At 64.2% G+C, this 15,829-nt stretch carries 17 protein-coding genes; 10 read left to right on the top strand and 7 right to left on the bottom strand.

Annotation, left to right across the window (positions count from 1 at the left end; all coding sequences use genetic code 11):
• Nucleotides 1-85: 85 nt before the first annotated feature.
• Together CCD76_RS05800 and rhtA are read right to left on the bottom strand one after the other, a co-directional pair.
• A complete protein-coding gene (locus CCD76_RS05800; protein WP_087718580.1) occupies nt 86-922 on the bottom strand; it encodes an AraC family transcriptional regulator in 837 nt (278 codons plus the stop codon).
• 119 nt (nt 923-1,041) lie between these two features.
• The gene (rhtA, locus tag CCD76_RS05795) at nt 1,042-1,935 is read right to left on the bottom strand and encodes a threonine/homoserine exporter RhtA (RefSeq protein WP_179208862.1); all 894 of its coding nucleotides are present in this window, start codon (nt 1,933-1,935) and stop codon (nt 1,042-1,044) included.
• Between rhtA and CCD76_RS05790 the strand changes: the two genes are divergently transcribed.
• A complete protein-coding gene (locus CCD76_RS05790) occupies nt 1,934-2,605 on the top strand; it encodes a helix-turn-helix domain-containing protein (RefSeq protein ID WP_256961130.1) in 672 nt (223 codons plus the stop codon). The two genes, rhtA and CCD76_RS05790, sit on opposite strands and share 2 nt — an antisense overlap.
• A 142-nt stretch (nt 2,606-2,747) precedes the next feature.
• Nucleotides 2,748-3,935, top strand: a complete 1,188-nt coding sequence (gene ampC, locus CCD76_RS05785; RefSeq protein WP_087718578.1) for a class C beta-lactamase — start codon at nt 2,748-2,750, stop codon at nt 3,933-3,935.
• Nucleotides 3,936-4,052: 117 nt separating this feature from the next.
• Here the strand turns inward: ampC and mqo are convergent, their stop codons facing one another.
• Complete coding sequence (mqo, locus tag CCD76_RS05780; RefSeq protein WP_087718577.1) at nt 4,053-5,657, bottom strand: malate dehydrogenase (quinone); 1,605 nt, start codon at nt 5,655-5,657, stop codon at nt 4,053-4,055.
• A gap of 299 nt (nt 5,658-5,956) precedes the next feature.
• Here mqo and CCD76_RS05775 point away from each other — a divergent pair, with 299 nt between their 5' ends.
• The 5 genes from CCD76_RS05775 (at nt 5,957) to CCD76_RS05760 (ending at nt 9,005) form a co-directional block, all read left to right on the top strand.
• Nucleotides 5,957-6,481: a DUF6438 domain-containing protein gene (locus tag CCD76_RS05775; RefSeq protein WP_087718576.1), complete on the top strand. Its 525-nt coding sequence runs from the start codon at nt 5,957-5,959 to the stop codon at nt 6,479-6,481.
• A 134-nt stretch (nt 6,482-6,615) separates the two neighbouring features.
• Nucleotides 6,616-6,789 (top strand): hypothetical protein, encoded by a 174-nt coding sequence (locus CCD76_RS20005; RefSeq protein ID WP_157957066.1) that lies wholly within the window; start codon nt 6,616-6,618, stop codon nt 6,787-6,789.
• 187 nt (nt 6,790-6,976) lie between these two features.
• The gene (locus CCD76_RS05770; RefSeq protein WP_071230901.1) at nt 6,977-7,513 is read left to right on the top strand and encodes a gamma carbonic anhydrase family protein; all 537 of its coding nucleotides are present in this window, start codon (nt 6,977-6,979) and stop codon (nt 7,511-7,513) included.
• 181 nt (nt 7,514-7,694) lie between these two features.
• On the top strand, nt 7,695-8,021 hold the full coding sequence (locus tag CCD76_RS05765) for a thioredoxin family protein (protein ID WP_087718575.1): 327 nt from the start codon (nt 7,695-7,697) through the stop codon (nt 8,019-8,021).
• Nucleotides 8,022-8,072: 51 nt separating this feature from the next.
• Nucleotides 8,073-9,005: a DUF808 domain-containing protein gene (locus CCD76_RS05760; RefSeq protein WP_087718574.1), complete on the top strand. Its 933-nt coding sequence runs from the start codon at nt 8,073-8,075 to the stop codon at nt 9,003-9,005.
• A 54-nt stretch (nt 9,006-9,059) separates the two neighbouring features.
• Here CCD76_RS05760 and CCD76_RS05755 read toward each other — a convergent pair whose 3' ends face one another.
• A complete protein-coding gene (locus CCD76_RS05755) occupies nt 9,060-9,635 on the bottom strand; it encodes a gamma-glutamylcyclotransferase (protein WP_087718573.1) in 576 nt (191 codons plus the stop codon).
• Nucleotides 9,636-9,842: 207 nt separating this feature from the next.
• Between CCD76_RS05755 and CCD76_RS05750 the strand changes: the two genes are divergently transcribed.
• Nucleotides 9,843-10,493 carry a hypothetical protein gene (locus CCD76_RS05750; protein ID WP_218776975.1) on the top strand — a complete coding sequence of 217 codons (651 nt, stop codon included), beginning with the start codon at nt 9,843-9,845 and terminating at the stop codon, nt 10,491-10,493.
• 4 nt (nt 10,494-10,497) lie between these two features.
• Here the strand turns inward: CCD76_RS05750 and CCD76_RS05745 are convergent, their stop codons facing one another.
• From CCD76_RS05745 to CCD76_RS05735, 3 genes are all read right to left on the bottom strand, one after another.
• A complete protein-coding gene (locus CCD76_RS05745) occupies nt 10,498-10,770 on the bottom strand; it encodes a hypothetical protein (RefSeq protein ID WP_071230896.1) in 273 nt (90 codons plus the stop codon).
• Nucleotides 10,771-10,866: 96 nt separating this feature from the next.
• On the bottom strand, nt 10,867-12,252 hold the full coding sequence (locus CCD76_RS05740; protein ID WP_087718572.1) for a uracil-xanthine permease family protein: 1,386 nt from the start codon (nt 12,250-12,252) through the stop codon (nt 10,867-10,869).
• A gap of 106 nt (nt 12,253-12,358) precedes the next feature.
• Complete coding sequence (locus CCD76_RS05735; RefSeq protein ID WP_087718571.1) at nt 12,359-12,853, bottom strand: YkvA family protein; 495 nt, start codon at nt 12,851-12,853, stop codon at nt 12,359-12,361.
• Between the two features lie 256 nt (nt 12,854-13,109).
• Here CCD76_RS05735 and CCD76_RS05730 point away from each other — a divergent pair, with 256 nt between their 5' ends.
• Both CCD76_RS05730 and CCD76_RS05725 read left to right on the top strand, forming a co-directional pair.
• On the top strand, nt 13,110-14,408 hold the full coding sequence (locus tag CCD76_RS05730; RefSeq protein ID WP_087718570.1) for a Zn-dependent hydrolase: 1,299 nt from the start codon (nt 13,110-13,112) through the stop codon (nt 14,406-14,408).
• The gene (locus CCD76_RS05725; RefSeq protein ID WP_087718569.1) at nt 14,405-15,823 is read left to right on the top strand and encodes an amidase; all 1,419 of its coding nucleotides are present in this window, start codon (nt 14,405-14,407) and stop codon (nt 15,821-15,823) included. The genes CCD76_RS05730 and CCD76_RS05725 overlap by 4 nt, the downstream gene beginning before the upstream one ends.
• Nucleotides 15,824-15,829: the final 6 nt, after the last annotated feature.

The raw sequence follows: 15,829 nt of genomic DNA, 5'->3' as shown, positions 1-15,829 counted from the left end.
TGACGTCGGCGGGCGTTGGCGTCTGGAAGGTTTGAGCAGCCGTGCGGCACGAGCGGGCTGAACGACTCGACCCCGTGAGCCAGCGTCAGCGCGATGGCCGGCAACGACGGCGATAGTCGGCCGGCGTCAAACCGTAGGCGCGGCGAAACCAGCGGCCCAGATGGCTCTGGTCGGCGAACCCCAGTTGGCTGGCCACGATGGCGGGTGACTCACCGGTGGCGAGACGCTGGCGGGCCTGGGCCAGGCGCAGCTGGACCAGATAGGCATGCGGCGCCAGGCCGAAGGCGGCCTTGAAGGCGCGGGTAAGGCGGAAGCGGTCGACGCCGCACTGTTCGGCGAGGGTCTGCAGACCGATATCGTCACCGCTGTGAGCATGAAGGTACGCCTGGGCACGTCGCGCCACGCGGGGCAGGCGCGGGTCGTCGTCACGGTGTCGCTGGCGCCAGCCCAGGTGCGGAAGCATGCCCTGCAGCAACGTATCGAGCGCGGCATCGCGCTGGAGTCGCGTGCCCGGCCCGCGCAACGTGGCGAACGCGTTGGCGACGGCGGCGATCAACGGCGCATCGTCGACCAGGGTCGCGGCGAAGCCCGGCTCCCCCGAGGCGAGGCCCGGCGTGCCGAACTGGCGCAGTTCGCGCTGCAGCCAGGCTGCGTCGAGATAGAGCATGGAGTAGGTGAAGCCGCCGCTGGCCGGTGCGTGTCCGTCATGGATCTCCCCCGGCTCGACGAAGAAGAGGCGGCCCGGTGTGCTGTCGTGTCGCGAGTGCCGGCAGTGGAACTGCTGCACGCCCTGTTCGGTGAAGCCGACCAGATAGCTGTCGTGCCAGTGCGGATCGTAGGCGTGGCCCTCGAAATGGGCGCGGATCGTCTCGATGCCCGTATCGCCATCCTGTTGCAGGTCGATCCAGTTCGTCGATGTCATGCTGCCTCCCGCGCCACGGCCGATGCGGTATGCCGTCTCGATCCGTCAGCATGCCAGCACGAGAGAGGCTTGTCTGGAACGTTCGTGCAGTCAGCCCTTCGGGCCTTTTCCGAAGCGCCTCAGTCCGGCACCGGCGTTTCGAAGGTGTCGCGTCGGCGTACCGTCAGCGTGGTGCCGATCGAGGCGACGATGATCAGACCGATGGCCAGCCACTGCAGCCCGCTCAGGAGCTGGCTCAGGAACAGCAGGCCGGAGAGCGCCCCGATTGCCGGTTCCAGACTCATCAGGGTGCCGAAGGTCTGGGTCGGCAGGCGCGGCATGGCGATCATCTCCAGCGTATAGGGCAGGGCCGTGGAGAGCACGGCGACGGCGAGCGCCAGCGGGAGGACATCCGGGGCGAAAATCGCCGGGCCGACGTCGATCAGGCCGACGGGGGCGATGACGACGGCGGCGATGGTGATGCCCAGCGTGGCGCTCTGGGCACCGTTGATCGAGCCCGCCTTCTGGCCGAACAGGATATACAGCGCCCAGCAGACCCCGGCTCCCAGCGCGCAGGCCGCGCCGTAAGGGTCGACCGGGCCGTTGCTGTCATCGCCCAGCAGCAGGAGACACGCCAGGCCGAACATGGCGAATGCCACCCACAGCAGGTCCAGCCAGCGTCGCGAGGAGAGCATCGCCACGGCGAGCGGCCCGGTGAACTCCAGCGCCACCGCGATCCCCAGCGGCACCGTCTGCAGCGCCTGGTAGAACAGCAGGTTCATGATGCCGAGCGCGACGCCATAGACGAGCGTCGACTTCCAGGCGCGGCGGCTCAGCGGCTGGCGCCAGGGCCGCATCACGACCAGCAGGATCAGCGCGGCGAGAATCAGGCGAATCGAGGTCGTACCGGTGGCGCCGATGACCGGAAACAGCGACTTGGCGATGGACGCGCCGGTCTGGATCGAACACATCGCCACGATCAGCATGGCCACCGGCCAGGCTCTGGCCACGGATTCACGCATGGCGACTGACATGACACCTCCTGAGGTCTGCGGCATGATGGCTCGCCAGACGTTGCCACTCGCCGAACCGGCGGCCGAGTGGCATTCGACGAGAGCCGCGATTGTACGGATGGGCAATATATTGCACAAGTCTAACGAGCGCCCCGACGTGCTGGTTCATGTGGCGACCAACGTCCGGCGCCTGCGTCAGGCCGCGGGGCTGAGTCAGCAGGCGCTGGCCGATCAGGCCGGGGTGAGCCGGCGCATGCTGGTCAATATCGAGAAGGGTGACGTCAATGTCAGTCTGAGCACGCTCGATCGCCTGGCCGAAGCGCTGGGCGTGCTGTTCTACGCGCTGGTCCAGCCGCCGGACAGCGAGGATTCGGCGCGCATCGACGAAGTCGCCTGGGTAGGAAAGCACCCCGCGAGTCGCGCCCGGCTGCTGGCGAGCAAACCGGCGCGGCAGGAGGTCGAGCTATGGTCCTGGTCGCTGGAGCCGGGAGATAGCTACGAATCGGCCGCCGATGACACCGGCTGGCACGAGATGCTGGTGGTGATCGAGGGAACGCTGACCCTGGAGCTTGCGGACAGCGAGGTGACGATCGAGGCCGGTGACTTTCACGTCTACCCCAGCGACCAATCCTACCGCTACCGCAATGAAGGGCCGGGTCGGCTGCGCTTCATCCGCAACGTGGTGCACTGAACGGCCAGCGCACAGACCGTGGAGGGTGCCGCTTTAGCGGGGCTGGCGGTTCCGGTCTTCACGCTTTTCACGCATGATTGGCGGCACCGTTTTCCGCGCCCGACGATGCCGTCGGCACACACTGCAGAGGATCGAAACCGTCATGAAACGAATCGCGTTAGGGGTGTCGTTGCTGCTGCTGGGTTCGTCGACCGCCGTATCGGCACAGAGCGACGGAGCGGGCATCAGAGAAGCCGTCGATCCGGTCATCGGGTCGTTGATGCAAGAGCAAAGTATTCCCGGTATGGCGGTGGCGGTGGTTCGCCCGCAGGGGGCGCGGATTCTGAACTACGGCGTCGCCGACCGTGACGACGGCACACCGGTCGATGGCGACACCCTGTTCGAGATCGGCTCGCTCAGCAAGACCTTTACCGCCGCCCTGGCATCGCTTGCCGTCGTCGAGGGCAAGCTCGACCTCGAGGCGCCGGTCAGCCGTTATCTGCCCGAGCTCGAGGGCAGCGCCTTCGACGAGATCTCCGGACGCAATCTTGGCACGCACACCACCGGCGGGCTGCCGCTGTTCGTGCCCGACGAGGTGACGGACCGCGACTCGCTGATGGCCTGGTATCGCCAGTGGCAGCCCACCGAGCCGATCGGCGAAAGCCGCACCTACTCCAACCTGGGCATCGGGCTGCTGGGGCTGGAAGCCGCCGCGAGTCTCGATCAGGCGTTCGTGCCGGCGGTGCAGGCTCGCGTGCTGGAACCACTCGGATTGCAGCACACCTGGTACGACGTCCCCGAGGCGCAGATGGCGCATTACGCCATGGGCGAGGACAAGCAGGGCCAGCCCGTTCGCGTGTCGCCCGGTGTGCTCGACGACGAGGCCTACGGCATCAAGACCACCGCCGGCGATCTGGCTCGGTTGGTGCAGGCCAATCTCGGTCTGCTCGAGATCGACGATGATCTGCAGCGAGCGATCGATGCTACGCGCCACGGTCATGTCCAGGTCGGCGAGATGACCCAGGATCTGATCTGGGAGCAGTATCCGCTACCCGTTTCGCTCGATACGCTGCTGGCGGGCAACGGTTACGACATGATCCTGAAGCCCAACAAGGCCGAGGCGATCGAGCCATCTCAGTCGTCGCAAGTTCAGGCGCCGCGGGACGACGTCTGGGTCAACAAGACCGGCTCCACCAACGGCTTCGGCGGTTACGTGGTCCTCGTGCCCGGCAAACAGGTCGGATTGGTCATGCTGGCCAACCGCAACTATCCCAACGAGGCGCGAGTGAAGGCGGCCTACGAGATGCTGTCGAAACTCGATGTGATCGACGCCAGCAGCGCCGTGGAATAGCCAGTCTCGGGATGTGGGGGCGAGCCGCCGCAACGGAAACTCAGGTCTGCCAACGTAAACCGCCCGCCTCGGCTTGGCCGAGGCGGGCGGTCGTCGCTTACGGAGACGCGATCCGGATCAGCTGCCGCTGGTTTCCGGCTCCGAGGTCGAGGCGGGTGTCGTGGTCAGGTCCGGCTCGCTCAGCTCCAGCAGCTCGCGTGACATGGCGCGCACATCGTAGAGCAGCTGCGGATTATCGGCCAGTGCCTTGCCGTAGGAAGGTATCATCGCCTTCAGCTTGGTCTGCCACTTGTCGCTGGCTACCTGCTCGGGAAAGACTTTCTCGAGCAGCGCGAGCATGATCGACGGTGCCGTCGAGGCGCCGGGCGATGCGCCCAGCAGCGCGGCGATGGAGCCTTCCGCACCGGTGACCAGTTCGGTGCCGAACTGGAGCGTGCCGCCCTTGCCTTCGATGTCCTTGATCGTCTGCACCCGCTGTCCGGCGGTCCACAGCTTCCAGTCTTCGCGGTTGGCTTCCGGGTAATAGTGCTGGAGCTCCTTGAACTGGCCGCTTTCGGACATTCGCAGCTGGCTGATCAGATACCGCACCAGATCCATGTTGTTGATGCCGACCTTGGTCATCGGCCACAGATTGTTGGGCGTGATCGAGCGCATCAGATCGGTCCAGGAACCGTTCTTGAGGAACTTGCTCGAGAAGGTGGCGAACGGCCCGAACATGATTGCCGGGGTGCCATCGAGAATGCGCTTGTCGATGTGCGGTACCGACATCGGCGGCGAACCGGCGGGCGCCAGACCGTAGACCTTGGCGTCGTGCTTGGCGACGATTTCCGGATTGGTGGTGAAGAGGAACTGACCGCCGACCGGAAAACCACCGTACTGCCGGGCTTCCGGAATGCCGGATTTCTGCAGCAGCGTCAGAGCCGCACCGCCCGCGCCGATGAACACGAAGCGGGCGTTGACGGTGCGCTCGTTGCCACCGTCGCTGGTGTTGGCCACGGTGACTTTCCAGGTGCCGTCCACGTTGCGCTTCAGATCCCGCACCTGGGTGTTGACGGACAGGTGGAAATTGTCGCGGCGGGCCAGCGCGTTCATCATCTGGCGGGTGATCTCACCGAAGTTGACCTCGGTGCCGATCGGCATCCGCGTCGCGGCGACGGGCTCGCTGGTATCGCGCCCGGTCATGACCAGCGGTATCCACTCCGAGATCTTCTGGGGGTCGTCGGAATATTCCATACCGGCGTAGAGCGGGTTCTGGCGCATCGCCTCGAAGCGGGTCTTCAAGAACGAGACGCGCTCGCCACTCCAGACGAAGCTCAGGTGCGGTACGGTATTGATGAAGGAGCGCGGATTGGCCAGTACGCCTTCGCGAACCTGGCTCGCCCAGAACTGACGCGAAACCTCGAACTGCTCGGTGATCTTGACGGCGCGCTGAATGTCCACGCTGCCATCGGGCTGAGGCGAGGTGTAATTCATCTCGGCGAAGGCCGAGTGGCCGGTGCCAGCGTTGTTCCAGACGTTGGAGCTCTCTTCGGCTGCCTTGTCCAGACGCTCGTAGAGGTGAATGGTCCAATCGGGCTGCAGTGACTGGAGCAGGGTTCCCAGGGTGGCACTCATGGTGCCTCCGCCGATGAGGACGACGTCGACGTCTTGGGTGTCGCCGGATTCGGCTCCAGACTGGGTCTGCAGGCTAGAACAGAAGGTCATGCCGTGACGCAATTTCATGAAGGTTCTCTGTCTGATGGATACGGACAGGCGCGAACGCGACTAGGACGACAGTTTAATGAGGTCGTGGCGTTAGTGCCATGATTATGACGGCCCAGGGTTGGCGGCGAACGTAGTGTGAAGTTCTTTTTTAAATTACAAATCAATGCTTTATCTTTAAATTACGGAATTTTTACAACATTGAGAGGAGCGCGGGATGAATCTGTATCCAGGCGTCTGGACGCTGGCGGACCCGGAGACGGCGCTAGCCGGAGCTTGTCGACCGGGCTTCACATCATCGAACCTCGAGGAAAAATGACATGACACGACAAGCAGCACGCTATCTGAGTGTGGCGATCACGATTCTTCTGCTCGCCGGATGCACCCAGTCTCGAACACTGCCGGACGGTGAAACGGCAGGTAGCCAGCCGGCCGGGAGTGGTCAGGCCGTGACTGATATTCGTTACCAGGTCGGTCCCTGTCACGGTACGTGCCCGGTTTACAGTGTCGAAATCAGCGAAGACGGCACGACGCGCTTCACCGGGGAGCGATTCACGGCTGTCGATGGCGAGCGCGTACGCGTCAATGATCCCGAGCGATTCACGCGGATCGAGAGGCGGCTCGCCCCGTGGCAGCCAACGATGGGAACGACGATCGACACGCCGGATTGTGGCCCGCGCGCGACGGACCTGTCTCATTACACGGTGACGTGGACGAGCCGCGATGGAGAAACGGCGACCCTCGAGCATGACAGTGGCTGCCATTCGGCGGAGGCTCGTCGGTTGACGGAGCAGCTTCGCGCTCTGCCGCAAACGTTGGACATCGAGCCCTGGATCGAACGCTGACCGACCAACGGGGAACGGCGAAGCACCAGAGATGCTACGACCATTCAGTGCTTGACGTGCGGACATTCGTTTAGCATGCTAATTAGGCGTCGCGACAAAACGTCGCAGGACGTGCCATTACCGAAGGAGTGGTCATGAAAGCGTTCAATAAACTGTTTTCGATGTTGGCCGCCATCGTCGTCTCCGCCGTGTTGCCGTTTTCCATGGCCGCGGAGAGCGAAGCCAGCCAGCACCAGAGTTCCTACAGCGGCACCAGCGTCAATTCCTCCGTGGTCAGCGAGGACAAGCAGGACGACGAGTCGGCCTGAATCCCCATGTGCGAGATGCAAATGACGATGAGGCCCCGATGTCGACACGATATCGGGGCCTCGTCGTCTGCGTGGGCAGTAACGTTTATCGTTGTAGCTCAGGGTCGAATCTCTGGGCCTAAAGTCGGCTGGCAGCCGATGCGGCCGCAGGCGAGGATGATGTCACCTTTCAGCCGGAGTCATGCCCATGCCTGTCTATGCCTATTTCGATGCAGTGCCGAATCTGCCGGACAAGGGGCGCTACTGGGTCGCGCCTAGCGCTCACGTCATCGGGCAGGTCGAACTGGGAGAGGACGTGGGCGTCTGGTTCAACGTGGTGATCCGGGGCGACAATGACCGGATCCTGATCGGCGAAGGCAGCAATATCCAGGAAGGCTGCATGCTGCACACCGATCCCGGCTTCGTGCTGCGCGTCGGCCGTGGCTGTACCATCGGCCACCACGCGATTCTCCATGGCTGTACCCTGGGCGACAACACGCTGATCGGTATGGGGGCGACCGTGCTCAACGGCGCGCAGATCGGCAATAACTGCCTGGTCGGCGCCAACGCGCTGGTGACCGAAGGCAAGTCTTTCCCCGACAATTCACTGATCGTGGGCGCGCCGGCAAAGGCGGTGCGCACGCTGGACGACAAGGCAATCGAGGGGCTGAAGGCCTCGGCAGCGCATTACGTCGAACGCTGGCAAGCCTTCTCTCGAGGTTTGAAACCGATCGACATCGATTGACATTCGAGGCCTGTCCAGCCCCTGATCCAACCCGATAAACCTATTCCGCTTTCCTGCTTCTTCCCGAATATCGGCATGAACCTTCGTCATCGGCGAGGGTTTTGTCATTTGCGACTATCTTTGTATTCAACACGGCTAGCTTGTGTTCAATGCGGCGAGAAAACGGTTTCAGGAGACTGCCATGACGAGCCAGTACACGACCGACGAACCCGCCCGGGAGGCGCTGTACGACATCGCCGGGCCCGCCGTGATCGAATTCGGCGCGCCCTGGTGCCCCTGGTGTCAGGCAGCTCAGCCGCTGATCGCCGAAGCGTTCGAAGGCGCGCAGGAGCTACCGTACTTCAGGATCGAGGATGGCAAGGGCCGGCCGCTGGGGCGGGCCTTCCGGGTCAAACTCTGGCCGACGCTGATCTTTCTGCGTGACGGCGAGGAGGTCGCGCGCTGTGTCCGGCCGGAGTCGGCGGCGCCCTTGGAGCAGGCGCTGGCGAAAGTCGTCACGCCATCGTGAGAATTTCCGCTACGCTTGGCGCATTCCTGATTCACCGATAGAGGACTCTTCGTGGCCGCAGGCAGTCTACTGACACTACTCGACGATATCGCCACGTTGCTTGACGACGTTTCCCTCATGACCAAGGTGGCTGCCAAGAAGACGGCGGGCGTGCTGGGTGACGATCTGGCGCTCAATGCCCAGCAGGTCACCGGCGTTCGCGCCAGTCGCGAGCTGCCGATCGTGTGGGCCGTGGCGAAAGGGTCGCTGCGCAACAAGCTGATTCTGGTGCCGGCGGCGCTTCTGATCAGCGTGATCGCTCCCTGGCTGATCACCCCGCTGCTGATGCTGGGCGGTGCATTCCTCTGTTACGAGGGCGCGGAAAAGCTGGCCCACAAGTTTCTGCACGGTGGCGCCGAGGCGAGCAAGGAAGACGTCCGCGCCGCCGCGAAACTGAAGTCGAAGGAGGAGCGGCTGGCGTTCGAGAAGGACAAGATCAAGGGCGCCGTGCGGACCGACTTCATCCTCTCGGCGGAAATCATCGCCATTACGCTCGGCTCGGTGGCCAGCGCCAGTTTCACCCAGCAGGTCGTGGTTCTGGCGATCATCGCCGTCGCCATTACCGCAGCGGTCTACGGCCTGGTAGCCGGCATCGTCAAGCTCGACGATCTCGGCGTCTATCTCACCGAACGCTCGGCGAGCTTCGCCCAGTCGATCGGTCGCGGGATTCTGTGGGCGGCGCCCTATCTGATGAAGCTGCTGTCGATCGTCGGCACCATCGCGATGTTCCTGGTCGGCGGTAGTATCCTGACGCATGGCGTTCCCTTCATTCACCATGCCATCGAGAATCTCGCCGAAGCGCCGGCCGATATTCCCGGCGTGGGTGCGATCATCCAGCCGCTGGCTCCCATGCTGCTCAACTTCGCTTGCGGCCTGCTGGCCGGGGCGGTCGTGCTCGGGGCGGTGCAACTGATCAAGAAGCTCCGATCCGGCAGCGGCCACTGACAAGGCAAAGCGCTGCCCGCGAGAAGCGGTCGAACTCACGGATCAACCCATGGATCAATCCGCGAGCAGGGCGCGCTCCAGGGCGAAGACATGGGCGTCCTCGAATCCCAGCTCGCGCAACGCGGCCGCCAGATTGAGCAGATAGTCGCGGTTGGGGCCGCTCGGGCCGTGAGAGGCCGCGATCTGGCGCGCGATCTCGGCTTCCGAAGCCGGACCGAGATAGGCGGCGTTATCCTCTCCCGCCAAGTACACCACGCCCTCGACTCGGCTGACATGATCCGAGGGCGAGTCCTCGAAGGTCATCTCTGTCACGACGCGCAGATAGCCATTCTTCTCACGGATATCCAGCGGTTCGAACACGCGGGGAGAGATGCGATAGGCCATGCCGTGGCAGATCGCATCGGCATCCGGCGTAAGCGTCACGACCCGCCCCGGCGCTTCCGGCGTGCCACGATGATCGTGGGAGCCTTGCCAGAAGCGCCGCGTCCAGCCGCGAATCGAGGCCGGGCGGCGTTCCAGGTAGTCGAAGTCCGCCTTCCAGATCAGCGAACCGTAGCCGAAAAGCCATACCGATTCGTGATCGTCGAAGTAGGTCATCCGGCGATTGTGGGCAGTGGTATCGAAAGACATGGGGCTCCGGTGTTGAAGACTGGCGAACGGGCGTGTGCCGCGGCGGGGGAATAATATGCGGTGGCGAGTGTTCGATCTCAAGGCCGGCGGGGCGCGCGTTTTCCGTCACCCGTCGTGGCGGTTCCCGCCGATTTGACAGTTGACCCGGCGATGCCATGTTGAAGTTCCAACATCATTGAAACTCCGTCATCGCTTTCGGGAGTCACCATGGCCAGTCAAAAACGGATCATCGCGGCACTGATGCAGCGTCATGGACGCACCTTCGCCAGCGAACTGGGCATCGACCTGCGTAAGAACACACCGTCGCCACTGTTTCGCCTGCTCTGCTATTCGCTGCTGACCAGTGCGCCGATCAGTGCCGAGCTGGCGATGCGTGGCACCAGGGCGATGGCCAAGGCCGGCTGGACGACGCCGCAGAAACTGCAGGCGAGCGACTGGGAAACCCGGGCGCGGGTACTCAACGAGTCCGGCTACGCGCGCGTCGACGAAAAGACCGCCACGCAGTTGGCGGAAATGAACGCCGCGCTGCTGGAGACCTACGGTGGCGACCTGCGCAAGTTGCGCGAAGCGGCGGAAGGTAGCCCCAAGGCGTTGCGGAAACGGCTCAAGGCCTTCAAGGGAATCGGCGGCACCGGCGCCGATATCTTTCTGCGCGAGATCCAGCTGGTGTGGGACGAATGCTACCCCTATGCCGACAAGGCCGCGCTCTCCGCGGCCGAAAAACTGGGGCTCAAGGCCGATGCCGATAAGCTCGCCGACAAGGTATCCCGCGAGGATTACCCCAGGCTGATGGCCGCGCTGGTGCGCTGCAAGCTGGAGAAGGATGTCCAGGGCGTGCGGGACGCGGCCAAGGGCTGAGCGCCTACCACTGGCGCTTCGGGTCGCTCAGCCACTTGCCCACCGGCCCGATGCCGTCCGTACACCAGGGCTCGCTCAGCCGGGTGATGAAAAAGCGGGGCTGCTTGCCGAACGCCCGGTTCAACCGCGAACGCAGAAACTCGATCGGGTCGGTCGACTCGATCAGCCAGGTCGTGCGAAACAGCGGGATGGATTCGAACCGTCCGAGCATCGACTCCAGGCGATGGCTATCCATTCTTCCCAGCGGTCTGTCGAAGGTCAGGCAGTAAATGCCCATGGCATGCTCCTTGCTGCCGAATTAGCCAACCTTCAGCGTAGACCGATCGGCGACGGCTTGTCCTTGTCCCCGATCGAATCCGTTGGTCATGAGCGCTCAGGATACAGGGTCATCCGCCGTTGCCGCTTCGCCGGCGGCCTTTGGCAGGATCAGGTTGAGAATGATCGATGCCAGCGCCCCGGGGATCAGGCCCGACTCCAGCAGTACGCCGATCTGCTGAGGCGCGCCTTCGTACAGCCCGCTCTGGGCCGGCAGGCCGATCGCCAGTGCCAGGGAGATACCGACGATCAGCATGTTGCGCTTGTTGAAGGCAGCGCGGGAGAGCATCTTGACGCCGGCACTGGCGATCATCCCGAACATGATGATGACCGCGCCGCCCAGCACCGCCGCCGGGATTGCCGAAACCAGCGCGCCCAGCTTGGGGATCAGGCCCGCCAGCACCAGAAACCCGCCGCCGATGGCGACGACGAAACGGCTGGCGACGCCGGTCAGCGCGACCAGGCCGACATTCTGGCTGAAGCTGATCTGTGGGAAGGCACCGAACAGCGACGCGAAACTGCTGGAGAGGCCGTCCGCCATGACGCCGCCGGACAGCTCCCGCTTGGTGGCCTCGCGCTCGGCGCCGCCAATCGCCGTGCCGGAGATGTCGCCGATCGATTCGGCGCAGGTCACTACCGCCATCAGCGCGATGGCCATGATCGCCGCCGGATCGAAGCTGAGACCCATCTGCAAGGGCAGCGGCAGCTGGAACCAGCTGGCATCGGCGACCTTGGAAAAGTCGAGCAGGCCGAACGGCGCCGCCGCCACGCAGCCGACGAGGATGCCGATCAGCACGGCGGCTTCCGACAGAAATCCGCGACAGAACTGGTGAAACGCCACGGTGACGATGAAGACCAGCGCGGCCAGCAGCAGGTGATGCGGCGCTCCGAAGTCCTCGGCACCGACGCCGCCACCGACATAGGCGAAACCCACCGGTAGCAGCAGAATGCCGATCAGCAGCACGAAAGTGCCGGACACCACCGGCGGAAAGAACACGCTCAGGCGCTTGTAGAAAACGCCCACCACCGCCATGGCCAGGCCGCCGATCAACGCGCCGCCGAAGACGGCCGGCAGACCCTGGGCAGCGGCGATCGGGATCATCACCGGTACGAAGCCGAAACTGGTGCCCATGACGATCGGCAGGCGTGCGCCCAGCGGGCCGATACCCAGCGTCTGGACCAGCGTGGCGATCCCCGCCACGAACATCGCCATCTGTACCAGGAAGACGGTATCCGCCCCCGAAAGGCCCGCCGCGCCAGCAATGATCAGCGGCACGGCGGCATTGCTGACGAACATTGCCAGCACGTGTTGTATACCAAGTGGAATCGCCTTCCTGAGCGGAGGGAAGTAGTCGACATCGCGTAGCCGGCTGTCGCTTTTACCGGCATGGCGGCGGTCCTCGCGACCGTCATGGTGGCTCGACGTGGTGGTATCCTGACTCATCGGGAACTCCAAAGTCCGTTGTTGTTGTCTACCTTTGTCGAACTACTCTAGAGCGTTTTTGTGTACAAAAAAACCGTTAAAGCGAAAGGCTTGGGCGACGCCGGCTTCAGTTCCCGTTGTCCTCCGGCCACCAGCGTGCCAGCACGGACTCCGCCTGGCGCTTGATGTCCTCGTCGATATAGATCGACACGGCCACCAGCGCGGCCGCCAGTACGCTGGCGTCATCGGTATAGCCGACGCCGGCGACGAAGTCGGGGATCGCATCCAGCGGCGAGATGAAATAGCCCAGCGCCCCGATGATCGTCGACTTTGCCCAGAGAGGGACATCGGGCCGCTTGAGCACGAAGTAGAGCTGCAGCGCTTTCAGTGCCACCTCGCGCCCGGCCCGCTTGCCGAAGCGGGTCAGCTTGCGCCAGAAGCGCTCGTCGCTGTAGGCGTCGTGATGGGCGTTTTCGTTCTGGAGGCCGAGGTCGCCTTCCGGCAGGTGAATGGCATCGTCGTGGACGATGTCGCCAGTAGGGCCGGACGTTCGAGCGCGAGAAGCCCGGACTCGAGAAAACGGGTCACGGCTAAACAGTGAATCACGGGTAAACAAGGGCATGATGGTGCTCCGTCGTGGCGGGCAATCGCTACAGTCTAGTCATCACGTCGGCGGGGGCACAACGCTGGCCAGGGCGATCCGCTGACAGTAGCGGCGATACCGGTGATCTGGATCCTGATGACATGCTAATGTTGAATCTAACGTCGACTGTCGACACTTATCGCGTTCACGGCTGGCGCTTTCGGGGTGTGATTATCTGCCCGGAAGCCTGGCATCGAACCAGGCGGATCCACTCCAACATAACAAGGACAACGACATGACTTCGGCTCTTTCAGATCAAGACCCTTCACGACGCATAAACCCAGCGCCACATTCTACGCAATCACTCGACGTCGACGGCGAACGGCTGTGGCAGACGCTGATGGAGCTGGCCGAGATCGGCGGCACGCCCAGGGGCGGCTGCAACCGTCAGGCACTGACCGAGCTCGACCGGCAGGGGCGTGAACTGCTGATTCGCTGGTGTGAAGCCGAAGGCCTCGAGGTGCGCTTCGATGCCATCGGCAACATCTTCGCCCGGCGCGCCGGCCGTGAGGACAGCGCTGACCCGATCGTCATCGGCAGTCATATCGACACTCAGCCTACCGGCGGCAAGTATGACGGCTGCTTCGGCGTGCTGGCGGCGCTGGAAGTCATCCGCACGCTGAACGCCGGCGGCATCGAGACCGAGCGGCCGATCGAGCTGGTCTCCTGGACCAACGAGGAGGGCTGCCGCTTCGCGCCCTGCATGATGGGCTCCGGCGTCTTCGCCGGGCAGGTGGCACTGGAAGACGCGTTGTCGCGTACCGACGCCGATGGCGTCACCGCCGGCGAGGCGCTGAAGGCGATCGGCTACGTCGGCGACAATACCGCTTGCCCGACGCGCTTTGCCGGCTATCTCGAGGCGCATATCGAGCAGGGGCCGATTCTCGAGGATACCGGCGACACCATCGGTGTGGTGACCGGGGCGCTGGGCCTGAAGTGGTTCGACGTCACGATCACCGGCATGGCCGCCCACTCCGGTTCCACGCCGATGCATCTGCGCCAGGATGCGCTGCTCGGCGCCACCCGGATCGTCGAGGCGGTCAATCGGATCGCCCAGTCGCATCAGCCTGACGGGCGAGGCACCGTGGGAGCCTTCCAGCTACTGCCCAACTCTCGCAACGTGATTCCCGGCCAGGTCATTCTCAGCGTCGATTTTCGCCACAGCGAGAGCGAAGTGCTCGAGACCATGGTCGCCGAATTCCGGCGAGCACTGGACGAGATCGTCGGCGACAGCGCTCTCGGCATCGACGTCACGCCGACGGCGGACTATCCGCCCCAGCACTTTCATCCCGAATGCATCGCAGCGGTGCGACAGGGTGCGCTGGCAGGCGGCTATGCTCATCGCGACATCGTCAGCGGTGCCGGGCATGACGCGGTATTCATTGGCGACATCGCACCGGCCGCGATGATCTTCATCCCGTGCGAGAAAGGCATCAGCCACAACGAAGCCGAGTACGCGACGCCGGAGGACATCACTGCCGGCGCCAACGTGCTGCTGCACGCAACGCTGAGTCTGGCCGGGGTGGGTGAATGAGTCCCGATATCCAGGCGACCAGGCTCGCCGAGCTGACGGCGCACGAGGCGTTGGCCCTATTCGAGCGCGGCGAGCTCTCGCCGCTGGAGCTGACCCGAGACTGCCTGGCACGAATCGAGCGTCACAACCCGGTCGTCAACGCGTTTTGTCATGTCGATACCGAGGGTGCCCTGAACGCGGCACGAGCATCCGAACAGCGCTGGCGACGAGGCGAGCCTGTGGGGCCGCTGGATGGCGTACCCGGCACGATCAAGGATCTGACCCTGACCGCCGGCATGCCGACGCGCAAGGGCTCGACCACCACGCCGGCGGAGGGCCCTTGGGAGATCGATGCACCGTTGACTGCCCATATGCGCAAGGCTGGTGCGGTGCTGCTGGGCAAGACCACCACGCCTGAATTCGGCTGGAAAGGTGTCACCGACAACCCGCTCTACGGGGTGACGCGCAACCCCTGGAATCCCGAGCTCACGGCCGGGGGTTCTTCCGGGGGCGCCGGCGCTGCGGCCGCGCTCAACCTGGGCATGCTGCATCAGGGCAGTGATGCTGGCGGCTCGATCCGCATTCCCTGCGGATTTACCGGCACCTTCGGCATCAAGCCGACCTTCGGCTGGATTCCGCAATGGCCGGCCAGCGCCATGAGCACGCTCTCACATCTGGGACCGATGACCCGCACCGCCACCGATAGTTCGCTGATGCTCTCGGTCATCGCCCGGCCCGACGCCAGGGATGGCTACGCCGGCACCGCCTGTTTGATCGATTGGCTGGCGACCGGACCACGGAACCTCGAAGGCATGCGTATCGCCTACAGTCGCGATCTGGGCTATGTCGCGGTGGCGCCGGACATCCTGCGCGTCGTTGACGCCGCAGTCGAACGGCTCAAATCGCTGGGGGCCGAGGTGGTCGAGATCGATCCAGGCTTCGACTCGCCCAAGGCGACCTTCGATACGCTCTGGCACGCCGGTGCCTCGCGCCTGCTGGACGGGCTGAACGACGCCCAGCGGGACGCGCTCGATCCCGGTCTGCGTGCCATCGCCGAGCATGGCAAGACGCTCACGCTGACCGATTATCTCGTCGCTCGCGAAGCGCGAACGGCGCTCACGGCCCACATGGCCGAATTCCACCGCGAGTTCGATCTGCTGGTGACGCCGACCTTGCCGCTCTCGCCCTTCGCCGCCGGTCACGACGTGCCGCCAGGCAGCGGCTACGTCGACTGGGTCGACTGGACCCCGTTCAGCTACCCGTTCAACCTCACTCAGCAGCCCGCCGCATCGCTTCCCTGTGGCCTGGATGACCATGGCTTGCCGGTTGGCCTGCATCTGGTCGGTCCACGCTACCGCGATGACCGGGTGATGGCGGTGGCGCGACTGCTGGAGGCGCAGTTGCCGCGGCTGACGCCGCAGATGGCGAGAGAGTGAGTCAGC

Origin of the sequence: Salinicola salarius (assembly GCF_002179555.1) — a bacterium.
Classification (GTDB): Bacteria; Pseudomonadota; Gammaproteobacteria; order Pseudomonadales; family Halomonadaceae; genus Salinicola; species Salinicola salarius_A.
This window is presented reverse-complemented; position numbering and strand designations above follow the sequence as displayed.

Excerpts from the sequence above, each read along its gene's own strand:
- CCD76_RS05800 (WP_087718580.1), bottom strand. The coding sequence starts at position 922 with ATGACATCGACGAACTGGATCGACCTGCAACAGGATGGCGATACGGGC.
- CCD76_RS05790 (WP_256961130.1), top strand. The coding sequence starts at position 1,934 with ATGACACCTCCTGAGGTCTGCGGCATGATGGCTCGCCAGACGTTGCCA.
- rhtA (WP_179208862.1), bottom strand. The coding sequence starts at position 1,935 with ATGTCAGTCGCCATGCGTGAATCCGTGGCCAGAGCCTGGCCGGTGGCC.
- ampC (WP_087718578.1), top strand. The coding sequence starts at position 2,748 with ATGAAACGAATCGCGTTAGGGGTGTCGTTGCTGCTGCTGGGTTCGTCG.
- mqo (WP_087718577.1), bottom strand. The coding sequence starts at position 5,657 with ATGAAATTGCGTCACGGCATGACCTTCTGTTCTAGCCTGCAGACCCAG.
- CCD76_RS05775 (WP_087718576.1), top strand. The coding sequence starts at position 5,957 with ATGACACGACAAGCAGCACGCTATCTGAGTGTGGCGATCACGATTCTT.
- CCD76_RS20005 (WP_157957066.1), top strand. The coding sequence starts at position 6,616 with ATGAAAGCGTTCAATAAACTGTTTTCGATGTTGGCCGCCATCGTCGTC.
- CCD76_RS05770 (WP_071230901.1), top strand. The coding sequence starts at position 6,977 with ATGCCTGTCTATGCCTATTTCGATGCAGTGCCGAATCTGCCGGACAAG.
- CCD76_RS05765 (WP_087718575.1), top strand. The coding sequence starts at position 7,695 with ATGACGAGCCAGTACACGACCGACGAACCCGCCCGGGAGGCGCTGTAC.
- CCD76_RS05755 (WP_087718573.1), bottom strand. The coding sequence starts at position 9,635 with ATGTCTTTCGATACCACTGCCCACAATCGCCGGATGACCTACTTCGAC.
- CCD76_RS05750 (WP_218776975.1), top strand. The coding sequence starts at position 9,843 with ATGGCCAGTCAAAAACGGATCATCGCGGCACTGATGCAGCGTCATGGA.
- CCD76_RS05745 (WP_071230896.1), bottom strand. The coding sequence starts at position 10,770 with ATGGGCATTTACTGCCTGACCTTCGACAGACCGCTGGGAAGAATGGAT.
- CCD76_RS05740 (WP_087718572.1), bottom strand. The coding sequence starts at position 12,252 with ATGAGTCAGGATACCACCACGTCGAGCCACCATGACGGTCGCGAGGAC.
- CCD76_RS05735 (WP_087718571.1), bottom strand. The coding sequence starts at position 12,853 with ATGCCCTTGTTTACCCGTGATTCACTGTTTAGCCGTGACCCGTTTTCT.
- CCD76_RS05730 (WP_087718570.1), top strand. The coding sequence starts at position 13,110 with ATGACTTCGGCTCTTTCAGATCAAGACCCTTCACGACGCATAAACCCA.
- CCD76_RS05725 (WP_087718569.1), top strand. The coding sequence starts at position 14,405 with ATGAGTCCCGATATCCAGGCGACCAGGCTCGCCGAGCTGACGGCGCAC.